The 26,862-nt window shown below is 47.6% G+C and carries 19 protein-coding genes; 10 read left to right on the top strand and 9 right to left on the bottom strand.

The features are described 5' to 3' along the window. Window positions 1-151: 151 nt before the first annotated feature. On the top strand, window positions 152-1,318 hold the full coding sequence (locus tag AC27N8_RS32120; protein ID WP_487073214.1) for a hypothetical protein: 1,167 nt from the start codon (window positions 152-154) through the stop codon (window positions 1,316-1,318). Window positions 1,319-1,329: 11 nt separating this feature from the next. On the opposite strand, the gene AC27N8_RS32115 is transcribed toward AC27N8_RS32120, so the two are convergent. After that, window positions 1,330-1,761, bottom strand: coding sequence for a hypothetical protein (locus AC27N8_RS32115; protein WP_487073212.1), 432 nt, complete (start codon window positions 1,759-1,761; stop codon window positions 1,330-1,332). Window positions 1,762-1,941: 180 nt separating this feature from the next. Between AC27N8_RS32115 and AC27N8_RS32110 the strand changes: the two genes are divergently transcribed. The 4 genes from AC27N8_RS32110 to AC27N8_RS32095 all read left to right on the top strand — a co-directional run bounded on the left by AC27N8_RS32110 (window position 1,942) and on the right by AC27N8_RS32095 (window position 6,449). Continuing rightward, complete coding sequence (locus tag AC27N8_RS32110; protein ID WP_487073210.1) at window positions 1,942-3,675, top strand: outer membrane protein assembly factor BamB family protein; 1,734 nt, start codon at window positions 1,942-1,944, stop codon at window positions 3,673-3,675. A gap of 198 nt (window positions 3,676-3,873) precedes the next feature. Further along, complete coding sequence (locus AC27N8_RS32105; RefSeq protein WP_487073208.1) at window positions 3,874-4,416, top strand: RNA polymerase sigma factor; 543 nt, start codon at window positions 3,874-3,876, stop codon at window positions 4,414-4,416. An 18-nt stretch (window positions 4,417-4,434) separates the two neighbouring features. After that, a complete protein-coding gene (locus AC27N8_RS32100) occupies window positions 4,435-6,252 on the top strand; it encodes an outer membrane protein assembly factor BamB family protein (protein WP_487073206.1) in 1,818 nt (605 codons plus the stop codon). A 20-nt stretch (window positions 6,253-6,272) separates the two neighbouring features. Further along, window positions 6,273-6,449, top strand: coding sequence for a hypothetical protein (locus AC27N8_RS32095; RefSeq protein WP_487073204.1), 177 nt, complete (start codon window positions 6,273-6,275; stop codon window positions 6,447-6,449). Window positions 6,450-6,622: 173 nt separating this feature from the next. On the opposite strand, the gene AC27N8_RS32090 is transcribed toward AC27N8_RS32095, so the two are convergent. Together AC27N8_RS32090 and AC27N8_RS32085 are read right to left on the bottom strand one after the other, a co-directional pair. Then, entirely contained in the window at window positions 6,623-9,040 is a 2,418-nt protein-coding gene (locus tag AC27N8_RS32090; RefSeq protein ID WP_487073202.1) for a hypothetical protein, read from the bottom strand. A gap of 247 nt (window positions 9,041-9,287) precedes the next feature. Further along, complete coding sequence (locus AC27N8_RS32085) at window positions 9,288-10,325, bottom strand: AAA family ATPase (RefSeq protein WP_487073200.1); 1,038 nt, start codon at window positions 10,323-10,325, stop codon at window positions 9,288-9,290. Window positions 10,326-11,272: 947 nt separating this feature from the next. On the opposite strand from AC27N8_RS32085, the gene AC27N8_RS32080 reads away from it, so the two are divergent. After that, window positions 11,273-12,556: a metallophosphoesterase family protein gene (locus AC27N8_RS32080; RefSeq protein ID WP_487073198.1), complete on the top strand. Its 1,284-nt coding sequence runs from the start codon at window positions 11,273-11,275 to the stop codon at window positions 12,554-12,556. On the opposite strand, the gene mdlC is transcribed toward AC27N8_RS32080, so the two are convergent. Continuing rightward, window positions 12,553-14,160 (bottom strand): benzoylformate decarboxylase, encoded by a 1,608-nt coding sequence (mdlC, locus tag AC27N8_RS32075; RefSeq protein ID WP_487073196.1) that lies wholly within the window; start codon window positions 14,158-14,160, stop codon window positions 12,553-12,555. The two genes, AC27N8_RS32080 and mdlC, sit on opposite strands and share 4 nt — an antisense overlap. Window positions 14,161-14,625: 465 nt before the next feature. Between mdlC and AC27N8_RS32070 the strand changes: the two genes are divergently transcribed. Next, window positions 14,626-16,071, top strand: coding sequence for a WD40 domain-containing protein (locus AC27N8_RS32070; RefSeq protein ID WP_487074790.1), 1,446 nt, complete (start codon window positions 14,626-14,628; stop codon window positions 16,069-16,071). Between the two features lie 48 nt (window positions 16,072-16,119). On the opposite strand, the gene AC27N8_RS32065 is transcribed toward AC27N8_RS32070, so the two are convergent. The 3 genes from AC27N8_RS32065 to AC27N8_RS32055 form a co-directional block, all read right to left on the bottom strand. Further along, window positions 16,120-16,539, bottom strand: a complete 420-nt coding sequence (locus tag AC27N8_RS32065) for a peptidoglycan-binding domain-containing protein (RefSeq protein ID WP_487073194.1) — start codon at window positions 16,537-16,539, stop codon at window positions 16,120-16,122. Between the two features lie 304 nt (window positions 16,540-16,843). Further along, window positions 16,844-18,082: a leucine-rich repeat domain-containing protein gene (locus tag AC27N8_RS32060; protein WP_487074788.1), complete on the bottom strand. Its 1,239-nt coding sequence runs from the start codon at window positions 18,080-18,082 to the stop codon at window positions 16,844-16,846. Window positions 18,083-18,213: 131 nt separating this feature from the next. After that, entirely contained in the window at window positions 18,214-18,834 is a 621-nt protein-coding gene (locus tag AC27N8_RS32055; protein WP_487073192.1) for a histidine phosphatase family protein, read from the bottom strand. A gap of 302 nt (window positions 18,835-19,136) precedes the next feature. On the opposite strand from AC27N8_RS32055, the gene AC27N8_RS32050 reads away from it, so the two are divergent. Next, window positions 19,137-19,976, top strand: coding sequence for a PP2C family serine/threonine-protein phosphatase (locus AC27N8_RS32050; protein WP_487073190.1), 840 nt, complete (start codon window positions 19,137-19,139; stop codon window positions 19,974-19,976). A gap of 113 nt (window positions 19,977-20,089) precedes the next feature. On the opposite strand, the gene AC27N8_RS32045 is transcribed toward AC27N8_RS32050, so the two are convergent. Then, the gene (locus tag AC27N8_RS32045) at window positions 20,090-20,533 is read right to left on the bottom strand and encodes a hypothetical protein (RefSeq protein ID WP_487073188.1); all 444 of its coding nucleotides are present in this window, start codon (window positions 20,531-20,533) and stop codon (window positions 20,090-20,092) included. A gap of 1,142 nt (window positions 20,534-21,675) precedes the next feature. Between AC27N8_RS32045 and AC27N8_RS32040 the strand changes: the two genes are divergently transcribed. After that, window positions 21,676-23,667 carry an ATP-binding protein gene (locus AC27N8_RS32040; protein ID WP_487073186.1) on the top strand — a complete coding sequence of 664 codons (1,992 nt, stop codon included), beginning with the start codon at window positions 21,676-21,678 and terminating at the stop codon, window positions 23,665-23,667. Between the two features lie 184 nt (window positions 23,668-23,851). Here AC27N8_RS32040 and AC27N8_RS32035 read toward each other — a convergent pair whose 3' ends face one another. Continuing rightward, window positions 23,852-26,011, bottom strand: coding sequence for a recombinase family protein (locus tag AC27N8_RS32035; RefSeq protein WP_487073184.1), 2,160 nt, complete (start codon window positions 26,009-26,011; stop codon window positions 23,852-23,854). Between the two features lie 264 nt (window positions 26,012-26,275). Here AC27N8_RS32035 and AC27N8_RS32030 point away from each other — a divergent pair, with 264 nt between their 5' ends. Next, complete coding sequence (locus AC27N8_RS32030; protein ID WP_487073182.1) at window positions 26,276-26,488, top strand: helix-turn-helix domain-containing protein; 213 nt, start codon at window positions 26,276-26,278, stop codon at window positions 26,486-26,488. Window positions 26,489-26,862: the final 374 nt, after the last annotated feature.

Genomic DNA, 26,862 nt, shown 5'->3' with positions numbered 1-26,862 from the left:
TCAAAGCGTCCCATTATGATCTCTTAAGGCGTGTTGATAGCAAAACGCCATGAAAAGCTGGTTCGTTATCAACACTGCACTTATGCTCTCGCCAGAGTATAAGTGCAGTGCCTGAAAGCTTTGGGCTCTGCAAGCAGAGAGATGATATTCTATGGGACATGTACCGGAAAATTCTGATAAATTGTTGCGGCACTCACATACGGTAAAAGAGAATGAAGCAGCCTCCATGCCTGTACTCTTGCAAGAAGAAGATCAGGCAATACCGCACCTACTTGCCTGGTGGTATCGTTCATTTGCGCCGGCGCTTCCGGTCACAGGGGAAACGACGATCTATGAACGAGATAAAGTGAGACGAGGTAAGCTCGCCAGCCTGATTCTGCTTTTTCTCCTTCTAGTTGTACAAATTCCAGTGATCCCAGCCACCATAAATGCTCCCAATCATGCCATAGTCTTGCCCTGGCATCTGATTGCCATGGCCTCACTGATATGCGCCATATTTGTTAATAAATATGGTCATCTCACCCTGGCAGGCATTTTGACGGTATTTGCGCTGGAGGTCCCTACTATCATTAGCATCATCACAATCCCCGGTGGTTTCAGCCTGATATATCTCAATCAATTTGATATTCTCATCCAGGCAATCATTGTTGCGGTCGTCCTGCTTGAGTCATGGAGCGCCTTTATTATCGGTGGCTTTAACATTCTCTTTGTGATTGTCATGCTCACTATAGGATCTCATGCGCCAGATCTCACACGAGCCCTGCAAAATTCGGCACAAGTAGAGGAAATCTTCGTCGTTCCTATCACGATCCAGTTCCTCGTCACCTTCTTCAGTTGGATCATCGCAAAGACCATGCGCCAGGCGCTGAAGCTGGCCGATCGCGTGGAGCATGTGGCAGCGCTTGAGCATTCTCTGGCAGAAGCATACAAGCATGATGAGGCACGAGCACAACAATTAGAGATAGCAGCCAATGCAATTGTGGCAACAATCCAACATGTCTCCAGCCAGGATATTGGAGCACGTATCAGTCTACCATTAGAAAATGTCCTCTGGCCGGTCAGCATGCAAATAAACCTCTTCCTCGATCGTTACCAGAAGGGGCGTCAAGCAGAACTTGAGCTGGAGATAACCCGCGCCGCCATCAATGAGTTTGTGCAAGAGATCTATCGCTCCAACGAACAAGGCCGCCCCTTCCAACTCCCGCCCAGAAGAAACACAATCCTGGACGGCATCCTTGTCGCGCTCTCCGGAAAAAGAAAGGTCAGCGATCCCCAACTCCCTTTCGAGAATCAGATACCAACGCATCCACAACAATAGGTTAAGAGGCGCTACGATGCGCCAAGAGCCTGATCCAGGAGGGACCAGAAGGCCGTGGTGGCCTGGCGATCACAATGTTCTCCAGAGATCGTGACGGGACGGCATCCCTCTCTTTTCGCCAGCACAGTTCCTACAATCCTCGTCTTTTGTCGAAAGGTCAGCGTGTAGTGTGGACCGAGTTCCATGGTACAAACGATGTTCTCCGGCATCGGCGACAATGCGTATACCTGCTGATAGATTTGCTGGATCATTTTGGGATCGGTAATGGTCACGGCCGATAGCTGATGGTTTAGCATGGGCTGATCAACCTCAATGTGGATACTATCAGGCAGGCTCAGCGGAGCACTTCTGGCGTTCGATCCATTATCTCCTCCACTTACCAGTAGCAACGATAAAACTGATAGCAGGCAACATGTATAGATGGATCGTGGTTGGATAAACATAAACATCTCCTGACTTTTTTACCAGAAAATACAAAAATACGGGTTACATCTTCTGTAGAAAAGACGATAGAAAGCACTACTTTGTTCCCAATCGGTCTTGTACCTAAAAAGTGCAACGTTTCGAAGAAAACTGCGACGTAGTGAGTAAAACATCCTCTTTACTACACGGAAGGACAATACATGATGCCTGATTCTAATACCCCATCCTTTACGCCGGAATATGTGGATCAGCAAATCGAGCGTTACCTGCTTGATCCCCGGACAACTCCCGCTGAATACGCCATCCAGCAAACAATTCAAGCCATGAAATATCTGTATCGGATCAATCATAAGAAGCAGGCCCCCTCACTGGAGCGTGTATGGCAGAGTGTGCTGGATATCAAGACCTACGGTGAGCCCGAACAAGTACAACAGTCCGGCATTGTGATACGCAGGAGCTCAGTACGCAATGCTCTTACCCTGAGCAATTCAAATAGTGCAGGACCCCAACCACGCACAAAACGTATGTTTGTCGATCCAGCAATTGCTGTCTGTCTGCTCCTTATCGTCGGCAGTTTTCTCTGGATTGCTACTCAAATGCAGCATAAGAGCGATGATCTGATAGTAAAAAGTATTGGTCAATTTTACGCCTATCACGATCAGACGCTCTACCGCCTGAATGACCAGCATCAGATCGTCTGGACACATACTTTCACGAATAATGAGTCTATCTATAATGCACTGATGATTGGTTCCGACGAAAACAAACCCTTTGTGGCCGGCAATGTTGTATATGTCAATACACAAAAATACCTCTCCGGCGAACTCTACCTCTATGGCTTAAATGTTTCAACCGGCACAGTACTCTGGAAAATGCCAACGCAATTTCAGACCTTCGCCACCAATCAGGCATTTTATGAGGTAACTGAACCACAGATGTCCGATGTGAGTACGCTGACAGCCTATGATCCACAAACAGGGGAAGCTCTCTGGCACCATCAGTACACCATCGCCGGCACAAAGGGCGTCGCAACAAACGCTCTGGATACATCAAGTTTTAGATTGAGCGCGGTGAGTGAGCAGGTACTTTATGCCGTAACCTCCTATCATCTCCATGGACAAGATTTTTTTGCACGCTATGGACTAAGCGCCAGGGATGGTTCAATCCTCTGGCACAATGAGCAGTCCATTTCTGGCAGTATGACTGTCGCATCACAGCTAGCCAATGGCGTGGTTTATACCAGTGAATACAATCTAACCGCGCATGAAATCGTAAATGGGCAGGAGCATAGTGTACTAACCCAGGTACGAGCCGCAGCATATCAGGCGAACACCGGTAATCAACTCTGGCAAACTGCACAAATAGCAAGAGAGCAACCAGCAAATAATGGTTTCAGCCCGGTGATTGCTGGAGGTTTGCTCTACTATCAGACAGTCAACTCGTTACAACCTGCGACCCTCACACTGCATGCACTCAATATCACTGATGGCTCACTGAGTTGGAAGCACCAGACACGTCTGGACGCTGGGAACGTCTCAGGCTTCAGCGTGGATAGCAACACGATCTACTTTGAAACCTCCGCCCAGCCACAAAAAGAGACACAAAAACTCCAACTCACCCTGGTAGCTTTGAATGCTCACACTGGAGCCATACGCTGGTCCACCCAGGTACTCTTCAACGATACCACAGGTATCACGCCCACGCCGATACCCACTCCCCCATCACAGCCACATGACCCGATGCCAACAGGAGGGATAAATGTCGATAGCGCTCCCGTGATTTTCAATGGGACAGTGTACCATAGCGTGCTGTATAACAAAATTGATGTCTTGCAATCATCGGATGGAAAACTCCTCACGCAATTCAAGTTCCCGCTAGATCAGGCTGATCAGCCAACCAAAGCCGATCGCGTGACACTCTTTACGATGCCCTGAGTATGCACGCTTGGGGCAGATACATGCGTCTGCCCCAAGTGCCAGGAAGAAACCTTTGCTACGGAATCTTTCAATTAAAGATTAGAAAAAGCCAGGCTGTTTCCAGATAAGGCTTTTGCCAGATAACGCAACGTTTTCATGGAAGATAGCGACGTAGTGAGTAAAACATCTTCTTTGATATAGGTTACGGAGGAACCGATGCAAAAATCTATCGGGCAGGACAATAGTGACGGTATGCCGTTGGATATACGGCATACATGTACTGCCACGCTCTACCAGCGCTACGCATCAGGGCTCTTTGCATACATCAAGCGCCATACGGCGACACTTGACGACGCGGAAGACATCCTGACTGAGGTCTTTATCAGTGCACTACGCAATGATCCGCTGACCACGCTCAGTGAAGATAGACAACAAGCCTGGCTCTGGGTAGTCGCACGCAATAAGGTCAACGATTATTATCGTCACAAGCATCGTCAGCCACAGGTATCGCTGGCTGAGATGCCCGATATACTCGATGACGATGATATAGAGGCACAGATGATTCAACAAGAAGAAGCCATTTTCTTGCGCCAGTATCTCAAAAACCTCTCCGTAGAGCAGCAGGAAGTGCTTGAGTTACGCTTCTTCGGCGACCTGCGTTGTACCGAGATCGCCGTCCTCCTCAACAAGCGCGAGGGAACAATCCGCAGCATCCTCTCGCGAGCCTTGAACCAGTTGCGCAAGTACTACCAACGCTAGACGAAAGGACAACGTACGATGTCTTATCAGGACGACAACCCCTTCACGCCAGAAGAAATAGATCAACAGATCGAACGCTATCGGTCCGAGCAACACGACGACGCTGCGGATCAAGCATCCCTGCAAACGCTGCAACGCCTACAGCATCTCTATCGGATTAACCAGGGTGAGCAGGCTCCTTCTCTGGAGCGCGTCTGGCGACGTGTATTGGACAGCGAGACCTCTACCGCGACAGAGCAGCAATCGGGGCCAGAGCAGATCACTATCGTCACGCCGGATCCAGAAATACAGCGACCCGGAGTCGTCACATCTGTACCAGATGTTACGTCGCTTACCAGAAACGATAGCTCACAAAGACAAAAACCACGTAAGTTATCAACGCAAATATATCCTATCTACTTCAAGCTGGTACTTGCCGCTTGTCTGCTGCTTCTTATAGGAAGCTTTCTATGGATATTTGTACATACGCCACATGGTGGTCCAGCTTCAACCAGCGGACACAGTATTGAGCCAACCGGTGGACACAGTATTAGTCAATTTTACGCCTATCATAATCAGACGATCTACAGTCTGAACAGTCGGAATGATGTTGTCTGGACACATACCTTCACTCATAATGAGTCCATCTACAATGAAATCACTATCGGCTCGGCTGAGAATAAACCTTTTGTGATTGGCGATGTGTTATATGTAAAAACGGCCAGGCCGCTCTCTGGTGAGCGCTACCTGTACGGCTTGAACGTTGCAACTGGCGCGGTGCTCTGGAAGATGCCCACACAATTTAAAACGTTTGCCACCAGTCAGGCTTTCTATCAAATCGTAGAGGCACCAACATCCGATGTGAGTACGCTGACAGCCTATGATCCACAGACGGGAACTCCCCTCTGGCATCATCAATACACCATCGCGGGCTCAAAGGGAGCCAATCAGGGGGCAGATGAAACGACAGGTTTCGCTCTGAGCGCGGTAAGCGAGCAGGTACTCTATGCGGTCGTCTCCTACCATCTGCATGGACAAAACTTTTTTGCCCGCTACGGTCTGAGCGCCGCGGATGGCTCGATTCTCTGGCATAACGATCAACGTATATCTGGCAGTATGGTTGATGCAGCACAGATAGCCAACGGCGTGGTTTATAGCAGTGAGTATAATCTGACAGATCAGACGATCCAACATGGAAATGCATCTTCGCACGTGACGCAGGTACAAGCAACGGCCTATCAGGCAGCCACCGGTGTCAAACTCTGGCAAACAGCACAGATAGCGGGAGAAGAACCAGCCAATAACGGTTTCCATCCAACGATCGCTGGAGGTTTACTCTATTATCAAACCGTCAATACGTCAACGCCAACTACAGCAACGCTACACGCACTCAATATAACCGATGGCTCACAGCGTTGGGAACATCAGACGCTTTTAAAGAATGGGAACGTCTCAGGCTTCGTGCTAGATAAAGATAGCATCTACTTTGAAACAACTGCCCAGATCCCAATACAGGCAAAGATGCAAAATCTCCAACTGACACTCGTTGCGTTGAATGCTCAAACAGGAGTTGTCCGCTGGTCGACATCAGTGCCCTACATGGACAGTAGCGATGTCACCCCTATCCCCACACCCACGCCAGCATCAAAACCTTCTGGCCCAATGATAACAGGAGCAATGGATGTCGATACCGCTCCCATCGTTTTCAATGGGATCGTCTACCATAGCGTGCAGTATGGCAAAGTGTATGCCTTGCAGGCATCGGATGGGAAGGTCCTCTCTGCCTTCAAGTTTCCCCTGGACCCGACTGACCAGCCCACGCAGAGCGATGTCGTGACGCTTTTTAGCGCTCCATAAGATAAGTAGCATCCAATAGCGTGAAGAGAGGAACAAAAAATCTTTGGCCTACGGCGTCAACGCTCACCGACGTAGCGGCGCGGCTCCGCCGTGCTGTCACTGGACGCACGACACGGTTCCACGTGCTGATGGAAGCAACGCCGACGAGGCAATCCAAAGTGGGAAGATATCACAATGGAACCTCATGGGGAGCGTGACCGTACGAGTCACAGACAGCACGGCGGAGCCGCGCCGCTACGTCGGCTGGCCTGTCATCCCATGGCTTCACGGATCTGTTTTGGAGACACATCTCGCATACGATAGAGGCGCAATGGTCTTTGACAGTGTAGTAGCAGCACGGCTCTCTTTTGGGAAACGCTTCCTCTGGACGTTACGGTTCCTGGTCGAGGGCCAGGAGAGGCTGATTCTTCTGTATCCACTGGCCCACCAGGGGAATAGCCAGCTTCTGGATGCCGTGATCATCGATGACGAGATCACGCGTCCAGAGCTTGTCGAGTGCCTGTCGCGTGCGTGCGACGCTCAAACCACTCAGCTCGGCCAGGCGCTCGATGCTACTATCACCCAGAGTAAGCAGGGCCACCAGACAGAGACGCTGATTCTGATCACAGCGATCCCAGAGATCCCAGAAATAGCCAGTCCAGACATCGAAGACCTCCTCGGTCGCCTGCATGACCTCCTGAAGGGTGGCCTGATCTCGTGATGCATCGTTGAGGCGCTCGATGATCTGCTTGCAGATGGCCTGAACAAGAAAGGGCTGTCCATGGGTAATCTGAATAATTTGCTGGACAAGCTCCTCACTGAAGACCGATGGCACTGGATTGGTGATCAGATGACGAGCGTCTTCCTCTTGCAGGAAGCTTACTTTCATACGCTCGACGTTCACAAAATAGCCAGCCCAGCTCCGACCCATATCGCCGATCATCTTGGCACCGCTAAAGAGCAAGGCAAAACGGGTGCGGTTCTGGATCATGCTGCGAAAAAAATCAAATAGTAAGTTGAGCTTGATACTATCCCGATTGGACGCCTCTTCAAGCTTCTCAAACTCATCAAAGGTCAGGATCACAATGCGATCGGCATCGATCAGGACCTCTTCTACCTCTAAAAGCCATTGATCGAAGCTATCATAGACAGTGGACTCGCTCTGCTGCAGAGCTTCATCCAGACGGCCACGCGCTAATTCCTGGATCGGGAGCCCCACTTCTTCGCACTGTTTGGCGATGCCGAGCGCTACCGCTGCCAGGAAGGCCGAGATGCTGGCCAACATCCCTGGTCGTTGCAGATCATAAAAAACGGCTATATAACGCGCGCCAAGCAGTACCGGCAGCTGTTTGAGGATACTACTCTTGCCCATCCTGCGCTCTCCTGTCAGGAGAAAGGTTGGTCGATAGCGTCGTTGCAACGCGTTGCCAAGCTTCTGAACAATATCGTTGCGACCAACAAATAAGGGATCGCGTAGATCAAGTGGATTGCCAGGAGCATAAGGGTTCTCAAGATAGAATTTTCCACTGACGCTCCCCAACGTCTCCATCCCCTGCTCGGCCAGCATACTCCACTGGACAATCACCGTCCTCAGATGCTGGCTCAATTCGATGTTTCTAAACGCCTCGGTGACTGGTATCTCATTGAGCAGGTTCACCATACGCTCAAGCGCCTTGCGACGATCATCTTTGTTCGCCTGCGCCTGATAGCTGGCAGCTTCATGACTGGCATCCTCCAGACGCCGGAAGACTTTTTCTACTTTCGGATTCGACGCTCTTACTTCTGCCGGCAATAGGATCGCCAGTCGCTGATGAGCCAGCCCAATATCACGCAGCACTTTGCGATCCTCCAGGTCGAGCAGCACGATCTCATAGATGGCATCCTGAGCGGCACCTATCTGCTGGGGCCTCTCACGAACAATAAAGCTCACCTCATCCAGAGTGGCATTCAAGGACTGTTCGGCAGCCAGCAAGAGCATCTCTTTGAGATAGGGTAACGGCAAAAAGACGCATTCATCCCAGTGTAAGGAGGCACTCTGCAAGCAGTAGAGGGCGGGATAACGTCGACTACGACTGGCAAGATTGGCCTGGATCATCGAGTAGGCGCTGATTGGATACAGGGGCAGTCGATAATAACTGATAAAATAGCAAAAGAGGAAAGCGATACCTACGATAAGTTCTTCTTGCAGACCAATCAAGATGGCGCTGGCGAAAGAGAGATGCGAGACGCCAGCATCCCCAACCGGGATGCCAATAGTAAGTCCAAAGGCCGTAGCAACGACAATTCCCACCCGGATACCAACGAGTGAGGCGGGACTACGTTGCGTTCTCCTATGCAGCCCGAAAGCCAACAACATTGCCAGCACGTATCCTGAAATACCGCTCACAATCAAGCCCAACGCGCTCCCCCAGATATTCGTGACGTTTTGCAGCACAGGATACAGAGTTCCCAGTTCGAAGCCCGCCCAATATCCAGGGACAATACCTGTGAAGCCACCAATCACCAGGCCAACAGCGATACCAATCAAGATCGTCCTGGTGACATTGCGGATACCACCACGGGTCACCGCATTGCCACTGTTAAAGGCAATCCCCATGATTAAGCCGAAAGCCAGCCCAAAAATAATCCCCACCAGCGTATCATCCACAGTATGAACGATAATTGCATTCGCCACACTTAATCCCAGGGCCAGCGCGATACCAAAACGAAAGCTAAAGACTCCTCCCACCAGGACTCCAAGCACACAACACACAACAGCAACCCAGATAGCGTCAAATAAGAAAGAGGCCATATTTGGGCTGAGTGGCACCAGCCCACGGATTCCATATTGCGGATAGAGAGTGGGATTCAGAGAATAAAGAGAGATACGCACAAGAATTGCCGGAGTAAATGAATAAAGAAATAAGAGGGGAACTAATCTTAATAACATTTTTAATCGTGATAAAAACGTCCGTAGCTCAAACTCCTGTTCAAATCTCACAGGCTGAAAAAAACAGCACTGCAACCAATGATAGGGTTCGTCAACGAAAAAACTTTTCATTTCTGAAAAACCTTATCTAATACATAACTGCATTATATTGGGTAAAGAAATATTCCTCGAAGAGATCTTTAAAGCTGCTACTTTTCCTGACTTTCTCGACTTCTTGTACCAGCAATTTACCAGTAAGCTGTAAACGCAAAGGAAGCCACTGTTTCTCTTCTTCATTCTCCCGACCGTACTTCCATAAATACTCGCGCTCCAGCGGCTGAAAATTTGCGATGCGACTCTTCTCGGAGATAAATTGTTCGGTTTCAGAGTAGGTAAAAGGCTTCAAGAGAATGCGCTCAAAGATATTAAAAAATGGACTCCCCTGGGCGCTCCGGCTCACAACTTGATGCAGTGGAACACGACTGGTGGTGATCAGCACGAGTTGGGAGGTATTGCACATGGCACGCAGTCCCTCAAAGAATTCGAGAGGGAATTCTTGATCGCGACCAAAGCATTCGAATTCGTCAATGCACAATATTGGCACAAGTTTCGTAGCGAGAAGCTCCTGAAGTCCTCTATCCAGGCTAATCAGCCCTTCATTCACCTGCGGAGCCGGAAGCCCTAACTGTCTGAGCGATTCAAGAGTAAAGCCATTGATCGTGCGACACAGAGGCGACATGCCATCGAGATAGCCAACACGGAAACGCAATCCGAGACGTTCCGGCGCCTGGAGGCAGAAATAACGCATAAGCCAGGTCTTACCAATCCGGCGTGGTCCAGTGATCGAAGTCGAAGCTTTTCGAGCCGTGCGAGAGAAAAGCGTCTCGACCTCTCGCTTGCGACCATACATCTCCTCAGCGAGCGGCAACGGCTCATTAAATAAGAAGGGGGGCAAAGCAAACTCCACCACATCAGCCTCATCACTACGGGACAAAAGACCAAGATCACGCTCACTTTTGCCGAAAAGCTTGCACAACTTATCACGATAATAGCGGCTCGGAAAGGTGATGTTATTTTCCCATCTACTCACATTCACGCTTGTCGACCCAATCATCTCAGCGACCTGCACCTGTGTCCACTGCTGAGACTCTCGCATCGTTCTCAAGCGATCATTGGGTCTTCCCATAAAACGTCATCTTCTTTCAGTGAAAGCTTTCTTATTAAATGATATCTAAGATGATAATAATGATATTCTATCATCTTATCACTTGATTGTACATTTATATGGGATAGTACCATGTTCGGCCCTCCTATAATACAGGTCTCTCTAGCGAGGAAGACGATTTTTTTCATATTTTTTTTAGGAAGCGGCCGATAAGTGATTTCGCTCCTCCTATATTTTCATATCATGAGCGTCATCACAAAGAAGCATGAGGTATTCCAATCATTTATCACAAAATTATTTTCGCCCATAAGAGAGATTTTATTTTGCGAAGACGAAGCGTCATGGGCAAAAGATTCCGCAAAAAAAGAGGCAAAGCGGAATCTTTTGCCCTTTCCATGAGCCCCACTCTGGTAGAATGGTGCTATTTTGCCTGCGGCCCCCTGGTGGCCCTCGGCTTTTTCATAAGCGGTCCCATAGGAGCCTTGCTGGTATTCCTGGCAGATGGCTGCTTGTGCTTGCTGTTGTCTTTTTACAGGTTCATAACCTCACGCCACTGATAACAAACAACCATCCCTGGACATACTACTTCACGCTATCAATCACAGACCATTCACAGGTATAGCGCTTTACGCCGCCAATACCAGTCAATTTACAGGATTTGATAACAATCTGATAGAAATGTTATTTCATATTAATCACAAATGTATTACAATTCCTCCAACGCAAAGATTTCTTTCAGCGCACGAGAACTAAACATCTTGACGTCTACCGCTGAAAGAAATGCCAGAAACAAACAGTTATTTGGCCCATATCATCTATAAAATAGCACTATTTTTGCACCATGATAAAAGAAACAAGCATAAAAAACAGGCAGACATATATTTCAAATGACAGCCAATCATGCCACAGGCAGAGTCCTGGTCATGATCCAGCCCCGGTATATCCCCTATAGTGAAAGGATAATATAAATGGATACAATTCAACTCGTCCACCTGGCAGATCTGCATCTTGGCTACAGCGGCCCCAAACATCTGGTCTTCGGAGAAAACGAGCGCTATGCAGGACGCTATGTGCGTGAGGTCGATATAGAAAAAGCGATTGAAGGCTTGACGCTGACGATTATCCGCCGCGAGCCGAAGGTAGATATCGTCGTCATTGCAGGCGACATGTTCCACAAATCAACCCCCTATCCCCGCGCCATCGAATACGCCACAAAATTGATCCATATTTTGCGCAAAAACGAGATTGAAGTCGTAATTATAGATGGAAGCCATGAAATATCCAACGTCGTGCATACGGGAAGCCCCATCAGCTTCCTCAGCGCCCTCGGAGCTCACGTCATCAATCGGGACCACTGCGAAGTGATACGCGACACCAAATGGACGTCGTCACGGCTACAGAATTATCGACTCGCCGTACATGCCCTCCCATATAGAGCCGTTCAGAATGCTAACTTCGTCGGTGCAGTCCCACTCACAGGATACGTCAACATCCTCCTCACCCACGGACGCGTGCAAGGGATGGAAGAACTCAACTCGCTCCACCATCCAGCAGCCAGCATCCCCAAAAAGCTCCTGCGCCAGAACTGGGACTATATCGCCCTCGGAGATTGGCATACACATAAGTATCAGCCGCTCCCAAATGTCCCGGCCTACTATGCAGGCAGCCTGGAGGCGCTCAACTACGCCGAAGCCAGAATGCATCCTCCGATCACCAACGATCCCAATGCAGAACGCGGCGCTCTACTCGTCGCATTGAAGCATGGCAGAAAAGCCGCAGTAAGCACACTCCCCAATACAAGCATGCGCTCAGTGCTCAGACTACGTCCCATCGATCCTGCAGAGATGACAAGTAGCGAACTCATGCAAGAGATCCACACCCGCTTCACACCAGCCCTACCAATCGAAGCGATCGCTACGCTCGAAATCAAAGACGTCCCACAAAACGTCTGGGATGAGCTCGATTTTACCGCAATAAATAGGCTACGCCAGACCATACGACGCTGCAATATTCGCATGAGTGCTCAGAGCCCCGCCGTCGAGCCGATTGAGACCAAAGCAACCGAGGTCCCCACCGACAAGCAATGGGAATATTTTTTGGATCAATATGCCGATCGCGATTGGCTTCTCAAACAAAGTAGTACCCTGATCATTAACGCAGCACGCCTCGCGCTACAAGCTCAGCAGGCTCATAGTTATAGCGTAGGTGATACTCCGCTCCCGGCAAGCCGCGAAACCCTGATGTACAATTAATACAACGGATCGGTAACCTCGTCGATGAGGATATCCAAAAGGATAGGTCCCTGGCTCGCAAAAGAACCCATCAGCATCTCAGCAAAATCTTTGGATTTATCGATACGCAAGGCAGTACATCCATATCCCCTGGCAATCGAGGCGATGTTGATGCCAGGCAGATCATTGCCCGAAAAATTCTCTACGTCAAACATCCGGCCAAACTTTTTCAGGGTAGCGTATCCGCCATTATTGAGCACGATAAATGTGATGGATAGGCGATGCTGTACAGCGGTCCACAGGGCCTGCACGGAGTACATGCTTGATCCATCGCCAATCAGGCAGATCACCCGACGCTCGGGATGAGCGAGCGCAATACCTACCGATGCCGGTAGACCATATCCCAGGCCACCACTGCCCGTGGTGTAGAAACCGCCGCTTGTGCGAATCGGCAGATAGCTATGCATGGCGTTCTGATGCGATGGAGCTTCTTCGACGATGATGGCATCCGGTGGCATAATGTGTGCAATCATGTGCATGAAGAGATCTGCGTTGAGCGTTTCAGACTCTGGAGGCGCGGGCGGCGCAACACGTGGCGCGGGCAGCGGGCGCTTGGAGTTCTTCACCTGTTGCAGCAGTTGCGTCAATCCCAGACGCAACGTGCACAGCAGACTCGTTCCCACAGGGGCGCGGGCCACCGCCTCTGGATCGTCGATGAGATGAAAAAGCCGTGCTCCTTTCGGAATAAACTCTCCGCCGGTGTGGACATGATAGGTAAAAATAGGTGCACCTAACACGACGATCACATCGTGGCCGCTGAGCATTTTCGCTAACGGTAGTCGCATCGGCGGCAAGAAGCCCGCAAAGAGAGGATGATCCTCTGGAAAGCTGGCTCGGCTGGACTTGGGGCTGACCCAGACAACGCTTTTCGTACGTTCAGCCAACTCGATAATCTCGTCCCAGGCTCCATCGCGATCAACGCCTGGACCTACAATCAAGGTTGGCGACTGGCTTTTGTTCAGTGCCCTGGCAACTTCGTGCAGCGCCACAGGATCAGGAGCAAACTCAAAGCTCATCTTGCGAGGCGCAACCGGTACAGCTTCACAATCCCAATCATCGACCGGAATAGAGACAAACGTTGGACCACAGGGCTTCTGCATCGCCAGATAATACGCGTGTGCCAGAGCGGCTGGCACGTCTTGCGGACGCGCAGGCTCGCAGCTCCACTTCACATAAGGTCTGGGAAATTGCGTCGCATCGACAGCCCCCAGAAATGGCTCCGTTGGCAACATCGCACGCGTCTGCTGTCCCGCCGTGATCACCAGCGGCGTCTGATTGCGGTAAGAGGTGAAGATACTTCCCAGAGCATTGCCGAGTCCCGCCGCCGAGTGCAGATTGACAAAGGCAGCGTTATGCGTCGCCTGCGCATAGCCATCCGCCATCGCCACCGCCGATGCTTCCTGCAAACTTAAAATATAGCGAAAATCATCCGGCAGATCCTTAAACAACGGCAACTCCGTTGAACCTGGATTCCCAAAAATAGACGTCATCCCAAAATGACGAAGCAGATCAATTGTGGCATCCCTGACTGTACACAACGCTTTGTCAGCATGGGAAAGATTCATCCGAACAAACCTTTCGCTACACAGGCAGGCTATGATGCTACCTGATTTCGACGCTATAGGCTAACGACATACACAAATGTAGATATGTCTACACGAAAAATTTTAAGCTAATTCCTTCTTATACGCCTCTTTTGCGCTTCGCTTATCTATTGTAGTATGAGTGTCAATGCTTAAAACAAGACTTTGAGAAGAGAGCATTGACTCTTTCTACACGAATAAAGATAGAGCAAAGCCCAACCAATATAATCACCTCGATCATATCACATTTGAATCTGACCAGTTTTACTATGCATATTTATAGAGAAAATGCGTCTATAGATAGTAGAGATGCTGAAGCTGCGCGAAATAAGGGCAGCTTTTTTACTCATATTATATCTGAAAGAGCATGTATATCTTGTGCGCTGATAACTATCTTGAGCACTTTTTTGACAACGTTCAAGGCTTTTACCGCAAAGGAGATATCTTATAAAAACTACTATTATTGCATTACGACAAGAAAGAGAACGGCGCGGCTGGTCCCGCAATTATGTGGCCGAACAAGTCGAGGTTGATGTAATTACAGTAGGACGCTGGGAACGAGGAGAACGGCTGCCTCATCCTCACCATCGGCAGAAATTATGCGCCCTCTTTGAGATGAATGCGCAGGATCTCGGTCTGCTCTCAGCCTCCCTTCTGGATGCAAAGGAAGTGACCATCAATGCTGATCCTGCACCTGACATCAATGCTGATCCTGCACCTGACATCAATGCCGATCCCGCACCTGAAGTAACGGACATAGTGGCAAGCGTCCCTCAGCAGCCACAGCCAACGCCTTCAAGCGATAGACAGATCATACCAGTCTCTGCACCGTCATTATATCAACGGCGCAAGTTCCTCGTTGCGGGATTAGGCATCGGGGCGATCATCCTGGCGGGAGGTGGTCTGATGATGGCCTCTCGCTCATTCTCGGCCACTCCAGCGGCAAAAAAATCGGTGTCAGCATCTATCCTTATGCCACCGAGCAAACGTATGCGCCATTTTCTTGATGCCAATACAGCCAACTTCGTAAATTACACAGCCTGGTCACCTGATCAGAGCAATATCGCTTTCGCCAACGCAACAAATCTGATCTCGATCTGGAACATCGATCAAGGAGTACTCACTCTCTACTATGCCACCCTGAATGGATGGGTCAATGACGTTTCCTGGTCGAAAGACAATATCATCGCAGCAGCGACAGCGGACTTTCAAGCAGGATCATTACAATTATGGAGATTCCCTGATCCAAAACCAATCTTCACATTGCGACGGCCCTATAGCATGCGTGCATCCTCGTGGTCACCAAACGGCACATATCTGGCGATCGCAGGCCATAATCCAACCGTCGAGGTCTGGAACCCTCTGGATTCTCGCATGGTGAGTTCCTATACCATTTCACAACTCGCTCCACTGCTCATGGGAATAAGGCATGTCAGATGGTCTGCATCAGGGAATTTGCTCGCTTGCGGGACCGATAATGGGATACTCCATGTCTGGGAAGCCCTCACGGGCAAGCCGAGGACCAACGGGCTCGGGCATAAGAAGAGAATTATTGATCTATCCTGGTCTCCGGATGAACAATATATTGTGTCGGCCAGTGCCGATAAAACCTGCAAAGTCTGGGAAGTCGCAAGCGGAACTTGCATCTTCACGTATCAAGGTCATACAGGCGAAGTTGAAACCGTTGGCTGGTCCCACAATGGACAATATATCGCATCAGGGAGCGCGGACAAATCAGTCCATATCTGGCAGCCACTTACAGGTAAGCTGGCTGCCAAATACGAAGGATACCATGGGAGTATCGAAAGCGTACTCTGGTCAGTAGATGGGACGACACTTGCCATCAGTACGCAAAATGAGGGAGTCGAAATCTGGCAGACTCCCTCCGCGTAAGGTAGAGAGCCGTACGTTCGCGTACGACTCTCCTTTTCAGTTTACCTGCTAGCAAAATCCCAACGATCCCCAGGTCTGAGGACCAACTTGACCATCAACTCCCAGACCATTCCACCACTGATAATCGCGTACCGCGTTATAGGTGTGGCTCCCGAAATCTCCATCTACCCTGAGCGGGTTAGACGAATCTTGCGAATACGGCCCAAAGTTATATGGCGAGTTTTCAAAGTAGAGAGGGTCAGAATAGTTCAGGTAGAGGTAATTGAGCTCTTCCTGTAATAAGGTCACATACGATCCCTTACTTCCGCTCTTGAGACTAGGAGGACAGCTTGCTGGCGCGGCGACTTTATGGGTCACACTCTGGTGCGCCACAGCAGCATGAGCAGTTGGTGCAGCAGAAGCGCCAAAGGTTAACGACATTGCTAAGAGAAGAGCACCCAGGACAAACATCATAAACTTTTTATGCATCGATCTTTTTCTCCTTAAAACTACTGATCGCACTGATAAGTAGCATCTAGCCAAACTAAATGACTGGAACACAGAGATACTATAACCAAAACCTAAATTGTCTGGAAGAACATTTCAGAGGCATTTACTGAACATTTTGAGAACATTTTCTTTCCCAGCAGTATTTTGACTGCCATCAGTAGCAATACCAGAAGATTTATATTTGAAAAAGGTCAGGCAGGGAAAAATTCCTGCCTGAATTCAATGAAGTAGAGCAGTTACCTGGAGAACGCGTTGATCAGCAGCAATGCAGCAGATTATCAATCTAGCGATAGACAACGCATCCATACTGCTCAAGCAGCAAGAGCGGAGATGATGAAGCGGGGATCTTATTCCAACGTAGATCAAGTTTTTCTAGCCTGATCAGTTCTCCAATGGCTGAAGGTACAGAGACAAACCAGTTGGCTCTCAGATCAAGAGACTGTAGCTTACCCATCTCGCGCAGCGACTCTGGCAGCACCATCAGCCGATTGTTCCTGAGATCCAGCACGGCAAGCTGTCTCAGGTCACCCAGAGAAGAGGGCAAGAACGTTAGCCAATTATTGGAGAGATGGAGTTCCTTCAGCTGCGCCAGCTGCCCGATGGTTACGGGGAGAGTCAGCAGCCGATTGTTCATCAGATGCAGCTCTTTGAGGCTGGTTAGATTGCCTAGAGATGCAGGCAGGGTGGCAAGTCGATTGTTATATGCACGCAGCTCGATCAGGCTTGACAGGTTCCCAATGCTCTCGGGCAACTCGGCCAGATTATTGTCGGTAATATTGAGATACCGTAGCTGGCTCAGGTGTTCAAAAAGCGACTCTGGTAGTGAGCTGAGAGGATTATCACCAAGGTAGAGAAAAAACGTCAGATTGGTGAGCTTCCCCAGGGACTCCGGTAGAGCGGTCAATTTATTATGAGCCAGATCCAGAGTGTGCAGTTCAGAAAAGTTCCCGATCGCCTCCGGCAAAGCAGCAAAATCATTTTCGGCCAGATTCAATACCTGAAGATTGGTCAGTTGCCAGAACGACTCAGGCAACTCAGTGAAGCTATTACCACCCAGACTAATATCTCTCAGTCTGGTCAGCTGACCAATGCCAGCAGGAAGAGCAGAGAGATTATTATTGTAGACGTGAAAGACTTCAAGGTTGGTGAGCTGGCACAGATTTTCTGGCAACACAGACAAAGGATTATTGCTCAGATACAGCTCTTTTAAATGAGTCAGATTACCAAGCGTGTCAGGAAGCTTCATCAAACAATTGCCAGTCAGATCCAATTCGCGCAGATTAGTTAACCGATCGATCGAAGCAGGAAAAGTCATCAACGCACCATAGCGAATCGACAACGCCACCACAGAATCATTCTCTACCAGAACATCGATACAATCATCCTCCAGATAGCTCGCATCTTGTCGCTGCTCAGGGGATATCTCTCTGGCCCTGAGCGAACTGCTTAGCCGAAAGGCCCGGCCAATGTCTTCCAACACACTCATTTCATGCTCGGGGATGCTCATACCATCAATCCTCATTTCCACTTTTTAAGCTCCTCTCAAGCATATTTTTACAGCTAAAAAAGTTAATGAAGGTAACAAATTAATCTCATCTTCCTTTATTATTATACAAAACGCTTAGGACTTCCCAATCACACAAATTCTTGCAATTACTCCCGATAATGCGAAATATCAGCATGGGACACAATTTGAAAATGCTTGTTTTCTACAATAACTTGACTTAGCGCCGTTGGATGCATATATGGTGGCTGCCAGAGATCAGCCAGCGGACGATGTTCAAAGTAGCTCATGATCGTCTTTACGGTAACACCATGCGCAACGATTAGAATAGTCTCACCTTCATGTTTTGCAATTAACGCATCAACAAAAGGTATGACCCTTTTTTGTAGATCGTAATAGGACTCACCTCCATTTTCGGGCACATATAAATGAGGCGTTTCCCAGAATGTGCTGTACGCAATTGAGTCGTATTGCCGAATCTCTTGCTCTAATTTTCCTTCCCACATGCCCATCGAGATCTCACGCAGGTCATCATAGCACATCACTTCACCCGACCTCTGGCCACGAATAATCTCCGCAGTCTTCCTGGCCCGGGAGCTTGAGCTCGCATAAATGCCTGCAAATTCGATATCCTCTAAAGCATCCCTCAACCAGCCCGCCTGCCGAATGCCCAGTTCCGTCAGCGGAGAGTCTTGATGCCCTTGCGTTCTTCCTTCAAGGTTCCATTGCGTCTGTCCGTGACGCGTAATGTAGAGCGTTGTTTTTCGCATATTTATATACCTTTCAAAAATAGCTCGCCAGATCCCATGGCACCCACATGACCTCAGATGCGCTCAGTGCGATAGCCACTTATCCACACGTAAATATAACCCATTGATATGCTAGCACACAAACACCCCGGATTCCCTGACAAGCGAACAGATTATTCAGGCAAGATACCTGAGCATTGATAACACAAATACTTCAATGAGGAATGATCCCTTATAATAAGAAAGAATGACATACCTGTACCTGTATACCAGATTGAAAAATGGTTCTTTTTTATCATGAAAGAAAGGCAATCATAACATTCATGAATATCTTTTCCCTCCAACCTCCAATCTCCTCCTTCTACTGGAACGGAAGCCTGAATATGTATCTTGATAAGCCAACTCTGGCCTATTGCGAGCGGGTAACCGTCGGATGTTATGGAGGTCATAGCGGTGCTGGCGCCGACAAAAATGAGGATGGAGCCCTTGTCTGGTTTGCCAACGATGGTTCCTGGGAGTTTGCTATGCTCCTGGATGGCCATACTTCAGCCGAGAGCGTCGAGCTCGTGATGGACGCGGTTGAGGCTGATGCTGCGTCGATAGCTATCCTACTTGAGCATCCTGTGAAAACCATGTTCACATCGCTGCATCAACATCTGCTCTCGATCTTTCGATCCGTCTCTTTCCGTGAGCAGCGCGAGCACATCCAGGGCGAAACATCTTGTCTGATCTGTGTGCGCAAGGCACAGTTCCTCTGGTGGTTCAATGTTGGGGATTGTGTCGTTTACCTGCTGCATCCTGAATTGGCACACCTGGGACAATTTGCACTGAATCAACGCGCTTTCTTCGAGTGGATCGGGCAGGTCAATACGTTTGATCTGGCTGTTCCGTGCTATAGCAGTGGGATGCGCGAGCTACGGCAGGGACATAATCAGATTGTGATGATCACAGATGGATTGCTTGAATGTGGTCAGAGCCTCTTTAAAGATCCTCAGAGAGTCTATGATACCTTTATGCAAGATACCAATGGACCAATGATCATGCAGCAAGCTCGTGTACTATCTGCGCTTCAGGAAGTTCAGCAGGAGCAAGGACGAGACAGCGCAACTGTGATTACCTGGGGCTTTGAAAATGCAGCTACTGCGGTGTTGCCATCTTCTTAACGACGCTCGCTCGTGATCGAACCTGGAGCGCCACAATTGAACTGTCTCGTACGAGGAACTGGACGTCATGTCCGAGGACACAACACTACTGAGCCAGATGGGTAGTACTGTTCCTATGCAGGATGATACGTGAATTGCGTTTCGTAATTGATATCTGTGTTGGTGACGTGAATGTCGTACCAGGCTGTAATATCCGTAGTCGCTCTCCAGGAGAAAGTGGAAGTATAGACGTCTGCGGGTACGGTGTTGGCCCTTGTTTGAGCGCTATATTGAAAACCTCCCGCCAGAACGGTGAGATCAAACGGTCCAGTATAGCCACCCGGATCTTGCGCAATGTGGCCATGTACCTCATAGGTACTGCATCCATCGGTTAAAAGTTCTACATAACCAACGGCAACACCATCAACGACAGCATTGGCTTTCTCAAGCGAGGTGGTAACACTTCCACAGGTGAGCGCATGAGCTGAAATCGGTGATGCCACAGCAGTCGTTGTGAGCCCGACGGTAAGCATAATTGCAAGCGCGATAAAAGGGCGAACCCACCAGCGTTGAATCATATGAGAGTCCTTTCTGTGTGATTCTCCGTCTTCAGAGAAACTTTTCTTCCTTCTTTAGCATTTCGTGTCCTGGCCCCAATCTCCTGATCGCCGCTCATTTTCCCTTCCATTTTAGCTAAGCAATGGGTGACAATACACATATCGCCATAGCTGTAACGAAGGGGGATGAATGCCTATGGATATCGAGCTAGCAATGAAATACCTCTGACATAATTTTATTATATCAGAACAAGCACTCTATAGCAGTAAAAACGTGTCAACAAATGATCACACAGCAGGTTATGATGCTATCTCGATCCGACTCAGGCTACTCTTACAACATATCCTCACGTCCTTTCTTCTTCCAGAGTGAGCAGGCCATATCCTGGCTGATCTGATCTATCATTACTTTTTGTAGGAGAGAAGCATATTCAGAACATTCATTTCATGTGAGATAAGCAAATGGTTATCTGAAAAGATCTTATGACGAATCTCTTTCAAATTAAAGCTACGAAAAGTAAGGTGGAAACGAAAGATAGCTTGAAAGTCCTTTGCAGCCAGATTCTGTACCACATCAATAATAATAGCATTTATCGGAACTTCCAGGCTGTTTTAATCAAGAGAGAATATCCTCTCACTTCGTTTAAAAACATGCTTTACTTGATACTACATCTTATATCAGGATTTTACAGCATCTTAGCAGATGAATCACTCCTTACTAACCACAAATTACTAGAGTACTTATCTCTACTATCTTCATCGTGGAGTTCAGGGCTCCCGTTATGATGAAAAGACGAAGAAAATGGGCACACAATCAAACAGAACCTAAAGCATCCCTCTCGCGCGTGACTGACCCCCATAGGCGCACGAACACCATGGACAAAATTTGCCAGCTTTTAGAAAGGGCCTTAAGGCTTTTGACTTCCTAAATCTAAGGCTCTCACACCTCCCTCTTAACTAATATTGACATAGTTAAATTAATTATGCTAACATCCATGTATTGCAGTAAATTATCTAGCAGTAGAGTAGGTAGTGAATTATTGAGTCACTCGGTCTGGAAAAAGATCAACACAAAAAGCCAGGCAATTTTGCATGAACATTCTTTTATATATTTATCTGAAATCGCTAATTAAGAAGTTTTCTAAAAGTAGAAAGGCATGTATATGAATGAAAACCGTGTATATCCAGGGGTGCATAGATTAGTCAATCTAAAAGGTTTTTCTCGTGAAGAAAGTGTGATTGTAAACAAGATAAGCAAGGAATGGTATGTGACAAATGGAGGAGAAGAAATAAACATTGGAGGAAGCTATTATAGATACATCCTTATTAAACCAACAAATATATATCAAGAAATGTTTAATTTAGAGAGAGAAATAATTGTTATTTTCAACCGGTATGAGAATTTTGAGCCCAGAACTCTTGAAGTTTTCGATCATATCATGAAAAAACATTCATCATTAAGATTAGACAAAATTTGTAGTCTTATCATAAGTAAAGATAATTCTACAGGGATAAAAATCAATGATTATCTCAGAAGCAATCTTGAATCACAAATATTAGTACCGTTTACATATAATGAGCTGCATTCTACATATGATAATTTTTTTATGCGCAATAGATTTAAAAGTTGTTTTTACTCAAGAGATTTATTTGCATTCCAAGCGCCCTTGAGAAAAGATATATACTTCTTTGGGAGAAATGATATCATTCATTCTCTTGTAAATAGACAAAAATCCAACGAAAATTCTGGACTTTTCGGTTTACGCAAGACAGGAAAAACATCAGTTATATATGGTATTGAAAGAACATTAACACAGACAGAGGGAAAGGCACTTAGAATTGATTGCCAAAATCCTGCATTTCATCGTCGTCGCTGGAATAAAGCCCTCTACTATATCATTAATCTATTTAATAACGATTATAAACTCAATATTAATATTGCGAAAGAGGAAAATTATACAGAGGAGGATGCTTCTATCATATTTGAAAGGGAAATATTAAAAATTTATCATGCTCTTGGAAATAGAAGCATCTTATTAATATTCGATGAAATAGAAAATATTACGTTCAATATATCCCCCACAAAACATTGGGCTGATGAGTTCGATTTTGTTTTCTTCTGGCAAACCTTACGTTCTATCTTCCAAAAACTTGATATCTTTTCATATTTGATAGTAGGAACAAATGCCATGTGTGTGGAAGTAGCAAGCATCAAAGGAAAAGATAATCCCATTTTCAATCAGGTACCTCTCGAATACATTTCAAACTTTGATGTCCCTCAAACGAGAGAAATGGTTAGAAAACTTGGAAGATTGATGGGGCTAAAATTTGATGAAATTATCTATGGCAAGTTAACAGAAGATTTTGGAGGTCACCCATTTCTTATCCGTCAGGTTTGCAGTGTTATCAATAGCCTATGTGATTCAGAACGACCTTTCACCGTAGATAAAGCATTATATGAGAAGGCAAAAAATGTTTTCAACCAGAAAAACAGTACTTATATAGAAATGATCTTAAATGTCTTAAACGATTTTTACCAGGATGAATATTCTATGCTAGAATATTTAGCAATAGGAGATATAACAACTTTTAATGACTTCGCAAATCTATCTCATTATTATACTAACCACTTACTAGAATATGGAATTATTGAAAAACCAGGTGATACATATAACTTTAAAATTGAGTCAGTAAGAGAATATCTTTTGAAAAAGAACAAATACAAGAAATTAAATATGTCACAAGAAGAAATTATTAAGGAAATTTCTGCAAGAAGAAATGCATTAGAACCAAAGTTAAGATTAATTGTTAGAAACCAGCTTCGAGCCAATCAAAGTAAACCACTGGCAAAAGATAGCGTCCTAGATATTATGGGTGGGAAAAGAAAAATGGAGCTAGCTCATCTCTCTTATGAAGACCTATTTAATCCAAATAAATCAAAAATATATTTTAATGACCTTAGACAGATTATCATAAAATATTGGGATCTCTTTAAAAATATATTCTCACAAGATAGGAATGCTTTTGATAAGAAAATGCAGTTTATTAATGATCTTAGAGCAGATGCACATGCTAAAAAAGTTTCAAAAGATGAAATGGAGTATTTTAGATTGTGTATTGGAGATATCGAAAAACAAATAGAAGATTTTTCATGATCAATAGATAAAAATTATGCCTGAACAAATAGTAAGTATAACAAAGTAATGAATATAACCAATCTTGGCAACGAGGCACCGATAAATGAGAAATCTCCAGGACTACCTACTTCAAATAATGACAAAATTAATGTGATCGTCAATGAAACTCTTTCAGGTCGAGTTGCCATCAACGATCACAGTGTTACCCTTTCACAACAATGGGCTTCAGACGTGCCACCAGTTGCGCCAATCCGGCATTGTGAACCACGTTAACGACTTGCAGCGCGTCTTTCGATGCTTGGACACCTGTAAACAACGGCGAATACATAATCTTGATTTCCGGCTGGATACTCTCCATGAGTTCCCGTAAGCGAATAGGCGATTCCTGGAGGAAACGGTTCAATTCGTCCCGGTGGATATAAGCTTGCATGAAATTGTGCGTTTCGGCCTTCAGTTCACCGCGTCCTATCGCATCATGGATGTCCTGGTGATTACTGATTCCCACTGTGGCCGTGAGCCTATACACAGTAAACCATTCGTCATCATACTTCGCCAGCCTGGAAACCTGCCTTTCCCTCGTGAAGAAACGCGCAATTTCATCGCGGTGGATGATCGTGTGCGGTATGGCTTTCTGTTCGGCCTTCAGCCTGCCCGCATTGATGGCGGAGCGGAGCGTACCCTCATGGATGTCTGTGAGCTTAGATACTTCGGAAACCGTAAGCCATGCCTTCCGGGTTTTAATCTCCGGCCATTCAGGGCGTATGGTGGTATCCCGGCTGGCATACACACTGACACCCAATACCTCCAGGGCGTTCCGCTTTTCCTGGAAACTGGCCTCGTGGTACCGGCCCCGCATCGTGTTCAGGAAATCAAGGAACCCCATGACGCTCTTTTGGTAGGCAGCAGAGAGCTTCACCACGTCCTTGGAATGCGCGAACTCTTCCTCGCATTTGTGGAGCTGCTGCTCCTTCTGGGTGACATCCTGGTTAATTAGTTTGTAATAATAGCTGCCTTCCGGATGCTTATTGCGCTCCTCCAGAGCAAACGCAAGCTCCTGCCGCAAGCCGTCGAGCATCTCCCTTCCCCGTGTGTCTTCCAGAAGGTCCTGGAGGGATTGCTCAATACTGTCCCGAATGACATCCTGAATAAGCTCCAGGCGCTCGAATACCCGACAGCAATCCTCCCATACCACCGGATCAAGGTATTCCGTCCTGATACGCTGGATATGGGGTTCCCGTGGCGTATCATAAATGCTCATGTGCTTGTTGCAGCGGTACATGGGTATGCCTTTTTCCGTGACGCTCTGCATCCGGTTGCCGCACATCTCGCAAAAGACATGGCTTGCCAGCAGGTAGCGTTCTACATCCTTGGGGCAATAGCTTTTGGTTTCCTGGTTCGTCGCCAGTTTGCGTTGTGCCTGCTCGAACATTTCCTGAGAGACAATGGGAGGCATGGCCCCCGGAAGGACTTTCCGATCAGGGTGCACGATGCCCTTGATGGTTCCATCTTCCTGCAACACCTTTTTCTTCTTGCAGATAACCAGCGTACCGATATTGACGACATCGCGCAGGTAGTTGCTAACGGTTCCAATCGGCCACGGGCGAAGCTTTTTCGGCTTTTCCTCTTCGGCTTCTCCCTCTTCCTCTTCCTCTTCCTGCATAAACCGCGCATCCCTGGGACAGGGTATGCCATCCATCGAGAGCTTATGGCCAATCTGCCGTATGCTCATGTCCAATTCAACAAACATTTCAAAGATGGAGCGCCGGACAGCGGCTTCCTCCACGTTCAGCACAAAGAATGTCTTCTCCTTGTCACCCCATTGCCAGCCGTAAGGCGGGGTCGAGGTCGCCATCGGCAAGCCAAGCTCATGGCGCTTCTGCCAATGGCGGTTTGCGTATTCGAGAATTTTCTCACGCTCAGACTCGGCGCTCCAGGCGAGGATGGAACGGATGAGCTTGCCAGACAGGCTGTTGTCGATATTTTCGCTGACACTCACAATTTCGCCGCCCACACTTTCGATTTCCTCGAAAATCATCGCGGAATGCACGAAGTTGCGCGAGAATCGGCGCAAATCCCAGACAATAATCACGTCTGCCAGACCGTCACGTACCATCTGACGGGCCAGGGTAAGCTGTTCGCGGTGCGAGTAATGGATAAAGCCGCTTTTAGCTTCCTTCAGCATCAGCAAGATTTCTATGCCGTGCAACTCGGCATATTGCCTGCATTTTTCTTCCTGGTATTCCAGGCTTTCCCCATCATGTTCCTGCTTATCGGTGCTGACGCGGCAGTAAATAACGGCACGCAACACTCCTTCGATTCTGCCATGCGCTTGCTGCTTCTGGTGGGAGGGCAATTCCTTCACCTATCCTTCCTTATTAAGGAGAATAATCCTCCATACATTATAATATTTATCTCATACAAAGGGGCAGGAGAGTAGCAACCACGGTTTTTTTGCATATTCCTGTCTCTGGTTCCCTATATCTGCCCATGTAAGGGTAACTATACCATATTTCTCCCAAACTTTCCATGATATTCCTTATAAGTCAGGTGGTTGCATTGACATTCCCATAAGGGCATGGCATACTTGGAGAGGAATGAATCTATTATTTTTTGAGGTGCTTAATCTATGATGACCATAGAAGATTATCGGGTTAAGCTTGGATGGACAAAAGCGAGGCTAGCCAGGGAAGCGGGGATTGACCCAGGGACTTTGGCCGATGCCATTACGGGGAAACGAATTTACAAAGCGACCGCAGGAAAAATCGCCAATGCTCTCTCCAAAGCGTTAGGGCAGGAGATTACCTATAAGGATATTGCGGGACTCAATCTTGCTGACTGACATCCAAGTTTAATTCAAGGAGGTGATTCCAAGAAACGCTTGAGACGAGCCCAAGCGTTCCCCAGAGACTCTCAACAGGCCGGAAGGAAGCTGTGTACACCCTGAGAAAGTTCCACAGCCCAACCACCATCCCGATTCTTTGTAACTGTTTACACAGTGGCGGTAAAAGACACTGCGTTAGGAGGTTTTTGCTACTAGGACGGGCTAAACGCCTAGTGGTAGTGTACCACGAATGGGCTTTGCCTGTCGATTCGCCAGGGAGGTAAACCCATGAGAGGCCCGATAATTGTTTTCCTGGAACCGCTATAAGTACCTGGTACTGCCTACAGGGTTACGTGGTACTCTCTCAAACCCCGGTACTGTTTCCGCTGAAG

The sequence above is a fragment of the Dictyobacter sp. Z7_2 genome, assembly GCF_057551105.1.
Note: the sequence above shows the minus strand (reverse complement) of the source record. Positions and strands in the feature narration are given on the sequence as shown.